General features: G+C 62.7%; 10 protein-coding genes and 2 pseudogenes. All 12 read left to right on the top strand.

All coding sequences use genetic code 11. The features are described from left to right. Nucleotides 1–189 precede the first annotated feature (189 nt). The gene (locus WA944_RS26540; protein WP_526370236.1) at nt 190–804 is read left to right on the top strand and encodes a restriction endonuclease subunit S domain-containing protein; all 615 of its coding nucleotides are present in this window, start codon (nt 190–192) and stop codon (nt 802–804) included. After that, on the top strand, nt 805–1,176 hold the full coding sequence (locus WA944_RS26535; RefSeq protein WP_526370234.1) for a 5'-nucleotidase: 372 nt from the start codon (nt 805–807) through the stop codon (nt 1,174–1,176). Nucleotides 1,177–1,228: 52 nt separating this feature from the next. After that, the gene (locus WA944_RS26530; protein WP_526370232.1) at nt 1,229–2,230 is read left to right on the top strand and encodes a PDDEXK nuclease domain-containing protein; all 1,002 of its coding nucleotides are present in this window, start codon (nt 1,229–1,231) and stop codon (nt 2,228–2,230) included. Further along, complete coding sequence (locus tag WA944_RS26525) at nt 2,227–5,424, top strand: type I restriction endonuclease subunit R (protein ID WP_526370230.1); 3,198 nt, start codon at nt 2,227–2,229, stop codon at nt 5,422–5,424. Before WA944_RS26530 ends, WA944_RS26525 begins: the two co-directional genes overlap by 4 nt. A gap of 144 nt (nt 5,425–5,568) precedes the next feature. Beyond that, a pseudogene (locus WA944_RS26520) lies at nt 5,569–5,805 on the top strand (translation initiation factor IF-2 N-terminal domain-containing protein); the annotation flags it as partial. Nucleotides 5,806–7,455: 1,650 nt separating this feature from the next. After that, a complete protein-coding gene (locus WA944_RS26515; RefSeq protein ID WP_526370228.1) occupies nt 7,456–7,740 on the top strand; it encodes a hypothetical protein in 285 nt (94 codons plus the stop codon). 510 nt (nt 7,741–8,250) lie between these two features. Further along, complete coding sequence (locus tag WA944_RS26510; protein WP_526370226.1) at nt 8,251–8,457, top strand: hypothetical protein; 207 nt, start codon at nt 8,251–8,253, stop codon at nt 8,455–8,457. A 191-nt stretch (nt 8,458–8,648) separates the two neighbouring features. Then, nucleotides 8,649–9,713 carry a hypothetical protein gene (locus tag WA944_RS26505; protein ID WP_526370224.1) on the top strand — a complete coding sequence of 355 codons (1,065 nt, stop codon included), beginning with the start codon at nt 8,649–8,651 and terminating at the stop codon, nt 9,711–9,713. Further along, complete coding sequence (locus tag WA944_RS26500; protein ID WP_526370222.1) at nt 9,710–10,228, top strand: hypothetical protein; 519 nt, start codon at nt 9,710–9,712, stop codon at nt 10,226–10,228. Before WA944_RS26505 ends, WA944_RS26500 begins: the two co-directional genes overlap by 4 nt. 134 nt (nt 10,229–10,362) lie before the next feature. Next, nucleotides 10,363–10,614, top strand: coding sequence for a hypothetical protein (locus tag WA944_RS26495; protein ID WP_526370220.1), 252 nt, complete (start codon nt 10,363–10,365; stop codon nt 10,612–10,614). 22 nt (nt 10,615–10,636) lie between these two features. Next, the gene (locus WA944_RS26490; RefSeq protein WP_526647501.1) at nt 10,637–11,494 is read left to right on the top strand and encodes a hypothetical protein; all 858 of its coding nucleotides are present in this window, start codon (nt 10,637–10,639) and stop codon (nt 11,492–11,494) included. Between the two features lie 528 nt (nt 11,495–12,022). Continuing rightward, nucleotides 12,023–12,263 (top strand): annotated as a pseudogene (locus WA944_RS26485) (type II toxin-antitoxin system TacA family antitoxin); the annotation flags it as partial.

Below are 12,263 nucleotides of genomic sequence, written 5' to 3'. Positions count from 1 at the left end.
GCCATCCGCGTCTCCGCCCGCGGCTACCGCAACCGAGAGCACTTCAAGACCGCAATCTACTTCCACCTCGGCGGATTACAGCTCTACCCGGTCACACCATGACCCACGGACTTCCCGGAAGAGCCTGTATTTCATTCTCATTCCTTCGGTTTGGCGGGTCAGGCGGCGTTGTCGCCGGATGCTTGGGTGGTGTCGACTGCCTGCGATGAGTACGTGCCGGTGTCTGCGTTGGCCGTGCAGTCCACAGCTTCGGTAAAGCCAGGGAGCTTTGAAAGCTCGGTCGCCCATTTCAGCCTTCCCGCCTTTGACGCTGGTTGCCAACCCGACCTTGCAGGCCGCACGACGATCAAGAGCAACAAGTTTCTTCTGTCGAAGCCTAGTGTGCTTTTCTCGAAGCTGAACCCGCGCATTCCGCGAATCTGGGATGTCGCCGAACTTCCGACTCAGATGGCTGTGGCGAGTACGGAGTTTGTTGTATTGATGCCGGAGGGCGGGAGTTCGTCTGCGTTGTGGGCGGCACTGGCACAGCCCGAAGTTTCTGAGGCCCTTCGCCAGAAGGTGGCTGGTACGTCGGGCAGCCATCAGCGAATCAGGCCGGCTGACTTGTTGGGCGTACGGGTGAATGACGTTCGCGAACTTGGCGAATCGGCGGCGACTTTGGTCGACGACTTAGGGCGTATCTGTTACGAACGACGACGAGAATCGAGCGGCTTGGTTCGAACCCGCGATGAGCTCCTGCCGCTGCTGATGTCTGGAAAGGTTACCGTCAAGGCAGCGGAGGAATTGGTCCGGGGAGTGACTTAGATGCCCTACGAACTGAGCGACAAGCTCGCCGTCGGCGTCGCTTCCAGCGCGCACTTCGATCAGCACGGCGAAGCCAGGTACCGGATCTATCAGGATGAGCGGATCGGTGACACTCTCCAAACGGGCGTCGCGTTCCCGTTCATCAATCGGCTGCTCAATCTGAATGACCTACGGCCTGAAGATCCGTTGGTCGAAGTGATCATCTTGTCGCATGATCAACAAGTACATCTGGAAGGGGCCAGTGAGTACATCGCAGGTGTGCACATTCCGTACGGTGTGGCCAACGACATCAAGTCTGCGACGAGCGCCGATGTAGCGTTTCCGCCGACTGGCGATGTGTCTGAGACGGAGATGGCCGATGCCGCCAGATGATGGTCGTCGATTTGCGGTGGTGCCTGATTGGTACCCGGAGTTCCTGTCTGCAGTGTCGGACCGGATCAGCCTTGGCCGTCGCCGCGCCGTCACCGCCGCCAACACCGAACTCGTTCTCACCTACAGGGCCGTCGGCAACGAGATCCTGGCCCGCCAGGACGCCGAAGGCTGGGGCGCGCGTGTCATCGACCGGCTTTCGGCCGACCTGCTTGAGCGCTTCCCCGATGCGAAAGGCTTCTCAGCCCGCAACCTGAAGTACATGCGTGCCTTCGCCGCCGCGTGGCCCGACTCTGAAATTGTGCAAGGCAGCCTTGCACAATTGCCCTGGTACCACCATGTCGCACTTCTGGACAAGCTCGACAGCGCTGACCTGCGCCAATGGTATGCACTGGCGGCGATCGAGGAGGGCTGGAGCCGCGACATCCTGGTCCACCACATCGAGGGCCGACTTCACGAGCGGGCGGGTAAGGCCATCACCAATTTCACGCGCACCCTGCCGCCGGCGGACTCCGAACTCGCCCAGCAGTCCACCCGCGACCCGTACCTGTTCGACTTCGTGGGCAACGCCGATATCCGCCGCGAGCGTGACCTTGAACTTGCCCTGACCGAGCACGTCGAGAAGTTCTTGCTCGAACTCGGCCAAGGCTTTGCCTTCGTGGGTCGGCAGGTGCATCTGGAGATCGGTGACGCCGACTTCTACGCCGATCTGCTGTTCTACCACCTACGGCTGCGCTGCTACGTGGTCATCGAACTGAAGGTCGGCGACTTCGACCCGAGCTACCTCGGGCAGCTTGGCACCTACATGGCCGGCGCCGATGATCTGCTGCGTCACCCCGACGACAAACCCACCATCGGGCTGCTGCTGTGCAAGACCAAGAACAACGTGGTCGCCGAATACGCGCTGCGCGGCTACACGGCACCGATCGGCGTCGCCGAATGGAAAACCGCGATCACCGAAAGCCTGCCCGTAGACATCGAATCCAGCCTGCCCAGCATCGCCGAACTCGAAGCCGAACTCGCCGATGAACCAGGCTCAGCACAGGGGGATACGTGACCGACTTCAGCGAAGCCGAATGGGAATCCATCGCGATGGAGGCCCTCGCAGAGCAGGAATGGTTGAAAACAGACGGCTCGGCGATCGCGCTGGGCACCGAGAACGGCCGCGCTAGCTGGGACGAACTTCCGCTTCCGGACCGCATACTGGCCAAGTTGCGCCAACTCAACCCCGATGTGCCCGGTGAGTACCTGGAACAGGCGCGCGCGGCGATCCTGCAGCCGTCATCGCAGGATGCCATCGCCGAGAACTACCGGCTGCACCAGTATCTGGTCGGCGGGTACCGCGGTATCAGCTATGTGGATTCCGATGGTATCGAACAGAATCCGACGATCCGGCTGATCAGCCACCAACCTGAGGAGAACGAACTCCTCGCGGCGCAGCAGGTCACCATTCGCTCTGCCGAACATGAGCGACGTTTCGACATCGTGCTGTACCTCAACGGCATGCCGATCGCGTTCTTCGAACTCAAACAGGCCGGTTCCAAGTACGCCGACCTACCGGGTGCGCACGCGCAGTTCGCCACCTACCTGCGCGAGTTCCCGATGGCGTTCCGCTTCGCGGTGCTCAATGTAATCAGCGACGGCATCACCGCGCGCTACGGCACGCCGTTCACCCCGCTGGAGCACTACGCGCCGTGGAACGTCGACGACGACGGTAAGCCCGTGACCTTCGGTCAACCTGTCGATGATGTCCACCTGGGCACCGAAGTCGAGTACCTGATTGACGGTCTGTTCAACCCCGAACGGTTCCTACAGCTGCTTCGCAATTTCACGGCGTTCGATGCCGGCGCCGACGGACTGGTCAAGCGAATTGCCAAGCCACATCAGTACTTTGCCGTCACCAAGGCCGTCGGGTCTACGGTGGCCGCGGCAGAGAGCAACGGCAAGGCCGGTGTCGTCTGGCACACCCAGGGCTCGGGCAAGTCCATGGAGATGGAGCTCTACACCCACCTCGTCGCGCAACAACCGAAGCTGAAAAATCCCACCGTCGTCGTCGTGACCGACCGTAAAGACCTCGACGGCCAGCTGTACGCCACCTTCGACCGGTCGCGGCTGCTGGGGGAATCACCGATCAAGGTGACCACCCGGGCGCAACTGCGCGACGAGCTGTCCAACCGCGCCACCGGTGGCATCTACTTCACCACCCTGCAGAAGTTTGGGCTATCGAAGACCGAGCGGGAGACCGGGGCCGAGCACCCGCTGCTGACCGACCGCCGCAACATCATCGTCGTCGTCGACGAAGCGCACCGCAGCCACTACGACGACCTCGACGGCTACGCCCGCCACATCCGCGACGCACTGCCCAACGCGGTGTACATCGCGTTCACCGGTACCCCGATCGCGGAGGCCGACCGCGACACCCGCGACGTCTTCGGCCCCGATATCGACGTCTACGACCTAACCCGGGCCGCGAATGACAAGGCCACGGTTCGGGTGTATTTCGAGCCCAGGCTGATCAGGATCACGCTGGCCGAAGGCGTCACCGATGACGATCTCGACAAGGCCGCCGACGAGGCGACCTCTGGACTCGACGATGTGGAACGCGATCAGATCGAGAAGTCGGTCGCCGTCATCAACGCCGTCTACGGCGCACCCGACCGACTCAAGGCCTTGGCCCGCGACGTCCTCGAACACTGGGACGCCCGCTCGGCCGAGATGCGCAAGTTCATCTCGTGTCCAGGCAAGGCCTTCATCGTCTGCGCGACCCGCGAGATCTGTGCCCAGCTCTACGAGGAGATCATCGCCCTCAAACCCGAATGGCATGACACGGCAGTTGATAAGGGCGCGATCAAGGTTGTGTATTCAGGTAGCGCCAAGGACCAGGGTCTGGTGGCGAAGCACGTGCGCCGCGATGCACAGAACAAAACCATCCAGCAACGGCTGCGCGATCCGGACGATGAGCTGCAGATCGTGCTGGTCAAGGACATGCTGCTGACCGGCTTCGACGCCCCGCCGCTGCACACCCTCTATCTGGACCGCCCGCTCAAGGGTGCGTTGCTGATGCAGACGCTGGCTCGGGTGAATCGCACCTTCCGAGAGAAGCCCAACGGGTTGCTGGTCGCCTACGCGCCGCTGGTGGAGAACCTGAGTAAGGCGCTGGCCGAATACACCCAGACCGACCGCACGGAGAAGCCCGTCGGCAAGAACATCGACGAGGCCGTCGCGCTGACCGAAACCCTGATCGCCCAGCTGGATACGCTGTGCGCCGGATACGACTGGCGCGCGAAAGTGGCCCAGCCCCACGGCTGGATGAAGGCCGCGGTGGGACTGACGAACTACCTGCGGTCGCCGGCGACGGCTGGCAATCAGGTTGCGGAGGACGAAGCCACGCTGGGAGATCGATTCCGCGCCCTGACCAACCAACTGTCCCGAGCATGGTCACTGTGTGCCGGCAGCCAGACCCTCGACGCGCTGCGCCCGACCGCCAAGTTCTACGAGGAGGTGCGGGTATGGATGGCCAAGTTCGATGCCAATGAACGCCAGGCCTCCGGGCAACCGGTGCCCGACGCGATCCGGCGGATGCTCGAATCACTGGTGTATGAGTCCACCGCATCCGACGGCATCGTCGACATCTACGACGCGGCCGGGCTGCCCAAACCGTCGCTGTCCGATCTGAGTCCGGAGTTCGAGGCCACCGCCGCGGCGGCGAGCAATCCGCATCTGGCGATTGAGGCGCTGCGCGCCGTGATCACCGAGGAAGCGGTGCGCGCGACGAAGAGCAACGTCGTGCGCCAGCGGGCGTTCTCGGAGCGCCTGACCAACCTGATGCGGCGCTACACCAACCAGCAGCTCACGTCGGCGGAGGTGATCGCTGAGCTGATCGAGATGGCCAAGGAGGTCGCCGCGGAAGGAAACCGCGGCGCGCACTTCAGTCCGCCGCTGTCGCATGACGAACTCGCGTTCTACGACGCTGTCGCGCAGAACGAGTCCGCGGTGGAGGTCCAAGGTGAGGACGTGCTCGCCCAAATCGCCCGGGACCTTGTCGGCGTCATGCAGCGCGACACCAAGACCGACTGGACGGTCCGCGACGATGTGCGGGCCAAACTGCGTTCGTCGATCAAGCGGCTGCTGGTCAAGTACAAGTACCCGCCCGACAAGCAACTCGCCGCGATCAAACTGGTGATCGAGCAGATGGAAGTGCTGGCGCCGGGGTACGCACAATCTGCAAGAGTGCTTCCAGAACTTGGGTAGTCGGCATTTGATCGCGATCCGGCAGCTCCGCCCGGGACTGCGCTCTTCAGTTGTAGGCAGGACTGCAGAGAATCAAAGGAATCCACGCGCGAGTCGCGATGAGTCATAGCTTCAACCAACGGACCACGGAATGAAGGGACTGACGTGGCTGGAAAGGCGCGGGTACACGAGCTCGCCAAGGAACTGAGGGTCACAAGCAAGCAGATCCTGGCCGAACTCAGTGCGGCCGGCGAATTCGTCAAATCCGCGTCTGCAACGATCGAAGGGCCCGTTGCGCGTCGCCTACGCGAAGCCCACGGCGGCAAGCCTCAGCAGCCCAAAGCTAAGGCCGAAGGGAAGCCGGCCCGAAAAGCGGTCAAACCCGTGGCCGGAAAGAAGCCGGTCCGGTTGCGGCAACCTGCGCAATCGCAAATCAACGCTATCTGTGAGCGCTACCGTGTTGCAGCTGCTTCCGAGGATCCAAAGAATTCAGTGAATGAGTTCTACGCGGATTGCAAAGCCACATACGGACTTCCGCGAGAAAGCGTGAAGCGGATCATTGCAGCTGACGCGCGACGCCACCCCCGATTGTATCTTCCGCTCCAGATTCAGCGGGACCACTCCGCCAGCGTCCAACCATCGAACCTCACCAAGGCCGCTACTGCTTCGAGCGAGCCGTGGGCCTCCGGCCGCCCCATGCCGCAGAATGCGCCGGCAGACTCCGAAACGTCCCGCGCTAACCGGCCGCGGATCCGTACGGTAGGCCTCCCCGTGCTGGGCGCCACCGTCGACGTGGATGGCATCGCCAGCGTCATCAGGGATACGACCAACGAGCCCAGGGAAGCAGTCAAGGCCCGCTTGCAGGAGATCCTCCCAACCGATTCACGGGACTACGGCTACTTGTACTGGCGTTTCAGCGCCGCACGCCGAGGCACCGAGACAGGAAAGGGCCGGGCGACAGCTGCGCAAGACCTCGCAGTCCTCGCTGGCGTAATTGACATCGAGAAGCACTTGGTCCGGGTGCTGGAGCAAGCCCAAGGCCCAATTCACGAGGATTCAGATCTTGCGAAACGTGCGCTGGAGAACAAGTTTGACCATCTCATCAGTGACGATGAGGACCTCAGCGGCTTGGGTGATTTGAGCTCCGTCCAGTCTCGCCGAGCCAGCGCCAGGCTCGACTTCCTTCGGCGTGCGATAGTGCTGACCGTCACCTGCCCGAGCAACGACGAACGACTCTGGGACATGCTCACCGATCTGCATTCGCGTCCACTGACCGGGACCGTACCGGAGCTACGTCGTGTGAACCAGCGGCTTGCCGATCTCACTGCGTCGACCGAGCGGCTGCTCGTCAGCGACGGTGACGCACTGAACCAGTTCATTCGCCGGTCGCGAGCCGAACTCCTCGCACTCCGCGATGGGCGATACGACTTCCTGATGCCGTTCCGTGAGAGCGAGGCCTCGCGGCAGACGCCTGCCGAACTCGCATTCGAACTCTTGCCGCCCGGCGAACAAACGCAGAAGTTCCTCGACGGCATTCGCAAATCCGGCCGCTACCTCGGCCACCACATCGACGAACGCCGCCTTGACGTCCTGGAGCTTCTCCAGAAGCACTTCACGCCAGCCCGGTGCCGCCTACACAAGGGTTCGATGACATCGAACGGCGTCGACAATCGCTACCTGGTACTGGCCATCAAGTCCGTTAGAGGCGAATCGGAAGACGCCGTTGCGATCAGCCCGCTGGCGGGACTTCACGCGACTTATGTTGTCCGGCGGGAGTGCGCGGACGCAGACTGGCAGGTCATCTTCGCTGGCTCCAAGCCCGATGCGCGGCGTCAGGGTGCGCGCAGACTCCTCTTTGTCGGGAATGGCCATGACGACCCGTATACCGCGATGCGTGACAAGGTAGTCGACCTCCTGGAGTGTGTGCGTACCGACTTTCCGGAAAGACCCAGGTAAGCAGGTGACCACACCGACCACCGAGCCGCCAGGGGGCCCGAGTGCCCCTCGCGTCGTCACTGCGACCTGTCAGAACCGCAGACCAGACTGACGCCCATGACGGACACCGAACCGCAGTGGCGTGATATCTGCGAAGTGTGCGGGGTGGAGGAGATCCTGACTCCGGCCGAAGCATTCGACCTAGGATGGGACTATCCGCCGCGCATGGGCCAGTTCGGCGTCGTCGGCCCCCGATGTTGTCCTCGATGTCCCAACATGAGAACGGTGTGGTGGGCTCTGGCGATCGATGGCTACACCGAGGACATGCTGACCGACATGCAGCGGGCTACCGTCAGGCGTATCGCCGGGGAACCGGACTCAGTTGCCGTGGTTGATGATTGAACGGAGTCGTCAGATCTAGCGACGAACGAAGCTGCGTGTCCCGTGTCCCGTCCTGGGCTCTCGCCGCTGTCGACGCGTCAGCGCCGGCGACACGCGCGCAAGATACTGTTTGCGAAGACCTCTCCGAAGCTGTAGCTGGATGTTTTGATTTGCATTGTCGCGTCCCGTGCGCAGGAACTATCGGCGGTCGCGAGTTCGATCAACCCTGACCTGAGGCGTTGCTTGCTCTTAAGAGATCGAAATATGTTGTTCAGCAACGGGTATGAGCACAGAGCGCGTACATCGAGTGGGATCACGACCTGAACAGGGACCATCTTCGCCGCCACGGCGCCTAGCTTTCGAAGTTCACCACACACGGTGAACGTTCACACCCACTATTGCGAGAAGCCCTCAACAGCAACATATTCAGCGTGACAGGTCGGTTAATCTACGGCCGGGAATCTCTCGACAAATCTCCGGGACTCGATGGGAGCTGCGATGGGCAGGCCACGTAACGGGCGCCTTTCACGGGTGCGAGTCGAGTTCAGCCTGCCACCGGCAATCGCCGAAGCCGTCTACACGTATGCGGACTCCGCCGACATCACGTTGTCGCAGGCCGGCAGTGAACTCCTGAAGCTGGCGCTGAGCCAGCGGGGAATCGATCGTGGGGAGTCTATCGAGAAACCACTGAATCCTATTGCGCTCGCGCAGAATTCGGGAGGTGCACCGAACACCTAGCTTGAGTGCGGTAACGGCACTTCCCGCGGCATATGCCGCCCAGAAATGCCGAAAGCCGGGCGGCAACCCGGCTTCCAGACAAACAAAGAGTTCTGAGGCTCTTCAAACCCTCCAAGGAGGACTGTGTTCATTTCAGCGTGCCCACGCACGATTGTCAACCAACCACGCCGCGTGATCGGCAGTGGTCGCTGATGGCCCGATTCAAGAAGTTCACCGCGGCGGATGCGTCGGTGGCTGTTCCTGACGAGGCACCGCCCGAGCCGACCCTGGAAGCGGCATCGGCGTTCATGCAGCGCGCCGCCCTAACGCCGGTGCCGGAGCCGGGTCCCGATCTCGAAGAGCGCATGGCCAGGCTTACCGCGATCAAGATCCGCTACCCGGACCCCGAGATCGCCAGGGAAGCGGTTCTGCAGGCCGCGAAGGTCCAGTGCATGACTGAGTTCACCACCGAAGCGAGTGACAAGAAGTCTTGTTCTGAGGTGGCAAGGCATCTGGCCTGGGCCGCCGTCGGTGGCGTCGTCGACGCCAAGAGAGCCCTCAAACGCGGACCTGTAGACGAGCGACTGGAGGTCACCGGAGCGCAGAGCCCCCGAGGCCATCGGCAAGTCCGTCACGTCCTCTACACCGCGGGACGCTTGTTCCATCCCCGGGAATACCCGCCAGAGAGGGTAACGCCGGTGGCGCGGACGACGCGGAAGGCAGCCAGCTACGACGAGATCCGCTCCTTCTACAGGGTCGTCTGGGAACTGCCCACCCCGCTGGGGATGCGAGCGCTGGCGTTGGCGGATCTGAGCTACGGCGTCGGTGCCCGCGCGGCAGACTTCAAGGTACTGCGAGGAACGGCGATCACGACCGTGCGCTCACAAGGCCGCGCGATCTGCGTAGTCGCCCTGCCCAACACCGCCGGCGGCGCGCGGCAGGTACCGGTCCTGGACCCCGGCATCAACTCCCGGCTCATCGAATTGGCGGCCCGAGTCGGCGACGGCCTGGTGCTGGCCCCCAACGCCGAGTTCGCTGAACGCAACATCGTGAACCGCATCAGCGAAAAGCTGACCAACAAGGGATATCCACCCGTCAGGGCGGCGGCGCTGCGCAACCGGTGGATTCTCGACATGGCCGAGCGACGCATACCCACAGCGATGTTGCTGCAATTGGCCGACGTGCTCGACCTGAGAGTGCTAAACGGTCTACGAAAAGAGTTGCCGCACTTCAGAATCCCGCATGCCATCACCATCCAGCAGGACAGCCTGCGATGATTGCCGCACGCAAACCGGAGTGCATCATCGCCGACGACCTCTTCAACTACGCCCACCACCTGGTGTGGGAATCAGGGGTAGCCGAACTCATCGACGACCAACACCCTCATCATCGTGAGGCGGGCGGGCGACGCCCTCAAGGCATCGCCTATACGACCACCGCGGTTCTGGTCTCGCTGCTGATCAGGGTCGTGATGAAACGTCCGCCCACGCTGACGGGCATCCTGCAGACGATTACGGAGCTCACCGCGGCCCAACTCACCGCAGTCGGCATGCACGATCAGGATTGCTCGAGGATCTGGCGACAACACCACGCAGAGTACAAGCGCTTCACCGCCTGGTGGACACGTAGGCTCAGGACTTTCGATTCCTGGGCTGACCTGCCGGCCCGCCGCATGACCAATGCCCAGTATCACGCCCGACTCAAAAACGCACCGACGAACAACGCGAGCATGCCGAACACGCCGCACGACTTCTGCACCTGGCCATCAACCGCCTCGTCGCAGCGTCCGTAGAGATCAAGAACCCCGAAGGCTGCCGGGGAGACCTTGTTGTCGACGGCACCCTCTACCTCGTCGCCAAACAAGACGGCACGATCGGCGTTGCCGACGACAAGATGCGCGGAGCCGTACCGAGTGCGAACTACCACGTGCGCGACCGCAAGTCAGCGGCCAGCGACGGCACGGGCACCACCCGCCAGATCACCTATGCGGGGATGACCCTGGAGATGACCGCACTGACCCGCATCGGCAAGCCCACCGCGATGCACGCCGTGGCCCCGGTCTTCGTCGGCATCGCCATCCACTACGGAACCTCAGGAAGCCCGGGAGGCATGGCCGATGCGCTAGAACAAGCCGAGGCCAACGGTCTGACCGGACGACCTGACAAGCCTCCGGGCTAAGTGGCCGTTCGTGGTTTCCGACATGGCCTACAACACGGAGGACAAAACTGCTGACATCCTGCTCGAACGTCGCTACAACTTCGTCGGCCGGTTCCCCAAGGGCTGGGGGATCGAATGCCCCTCGGCGAAACCTGCCGGAGCGCCCGCCTTCGAACCCGAGCCGGGCGCTCTCCAATGGGCCGGGGCGTTCTTCTGCCCCGCCGTCCTAGCGAAGATCAAAGGTCACAGCGCACCGAAGATGGAACACCTTCTAAGCAACGATCAGTTCCGCCTCCACGACAAGCGGTTGCGGCGCATCCTGCCCTACCTCATGGGTTACAACTCACGGCCCTTCTACGCACAAAGCGGGCATGGCAGGCCCGTTCTGGGTCGTTCACGCAAGCAGGTGGTGAAGGTCAAGCTGGTCTGTCCGGCGGCGCTGGGGAACGTCACCTGTCCACTCAAACCCGAATCCATCCAGGACGGCCGTCGCGGTGTCCCGGTCGCGGAGCCGACCTGGCAGGCCCACGAACGTGGATGCTGCGCCAAGTCCAGCGTCATGGTCACCCTCACTCCGGACCAGTTCAAGCGCGCGCAATGGGACCTGGTCCCCGGGAGCTGGGAACACGCGGTGTACTTCGAGGCAGCTCGCGCGCTGACCGAGCAGCGGTTCAGCCATCTCAAGTCCGCCCACGTGACAGGGCTGAGGCAACTCACCGACGGGCCGCGACGCGACCCGATGATCAAGCTGATTTTGGCCACGGCTGTCGTCGCCTCCAACCGGGAAAGTCAAGCAAACTTTGACCCTGCCAAGGTCAGGGAAGAGTCCATCGACATCCGGATGCGTCAACTCGCCGCCGACCTCGGCCACGAACCCGCCCGCACACCGCCCCGAACCTAGAAGCACCTCCGCACGATGGACCGCGCCCAACAAGCGCGGTCCATCGCTATGTCTGCACCCGGAGAAAGTCGGTGGAATGAAACGGCAAAAACTCGACGAGCCGCCGCAGAACGCCCGCTGCCAGCGGAAAAGCCAGGCTCGCGCATTGCGAGGAGGAGCGCGGATGCCACCCGACGCGACCGACCGAAGGCCAGAGCGGCGCCACCGGAGTCGGCCCCTAAGCCTGGATAAAGCCGGTGGAAAAACCGCAGAAAGTCGGTGGAATCAACTGTCGGATTGGCACTCTGACCTGCACTTGAGATCCAGACACCACGAGGAGTTCTACGAACTCCAGGCATAAAGGTCGCGAACTCATTCGGGTTCGTGACCTTTGTGTTTTGGGCCAATCGGTACGCACACCGTCCAGATACCCGTGCTCGGCACACCGCGACCCGACTGACTGGCCCCGGTAACCCTTCCCGTGAGTCGGAGCGTGTTTCAAAGGGGTGAGATTCATTGCTGCTGTGCAGAGCGGTGACCAGTGTCCCGTTGCATTGTGTGCCCAATAGGCCAACAATGGTTTCTATGGCTACGAAGACCGAGCGGTTCGCGGTGCGTCTGACTGCTGAGCAAGACGCGCTGATTCGTCGTGCTGCCGAAGTGGAGGGGACCGACCTGACTAACTTCACTGTGACCGCGACGCTGGCTCATGCTCGCGACGTGCTCGCCGATCGCCGGCTGTTCATGCTCGACGCGGCAGCCTGGTCGGAGTTCGTGTCGGTGCTGGACC

The sequence above is a fragment of the Mycobacterium sp. genome, assembly GCF_049683355.1.
Classification (GTDB): Bacteria; Actinomycetota; Actinomycetes; order Mycobacteriales; family Mycobacteriaceae; genus Mycobacterium.
Note: the sequence above shows the minus strand (reverse complement) of the source record. Positions and strands in the feature narration are given on the sequence as shown.

What these genes read in the sequence shown, in the direction of transcription:
- WA944_RS26535 (WP_526370234.1), top strand. Translation starts at nt 805, where the DNA reads ATGCCCTACGAACTGAGCGACAAGCTCGCCGTCGGCGTCGCTTCCAGC.
- WA944_RS26515 (WP_526370228.1), top strand. Translation starts at nt 7,456, where the DNA reads ATGACGGACACCGAACCGCAGTGGCGTGATATCTGCGAAGTGTGCGGG.
- WA944_RS26505 (WP_526370224.1), top strand. Translation starts at nt 8,649, where the DNA reads ATGGCCCGATTCAAGAAGTTCACCGCGGCGGATGCGTCGGTGGCTGTT.
- WA944_RS26500 (WP_526370222.1), top strand. Translation starts at nt 9,710, where the DNA reads ATGATTGCCGCACGCAAACCGGAGTGCATCATCGCCGACGACCTCTTC.
- WA944_RS26490 (WP_526647501.1), top strand. Translation starts at nt 10,637, where the DNA reads ATGGCCTACAACACGGAGGACAAAACTGCTGACATCCTGCTCGAACGT.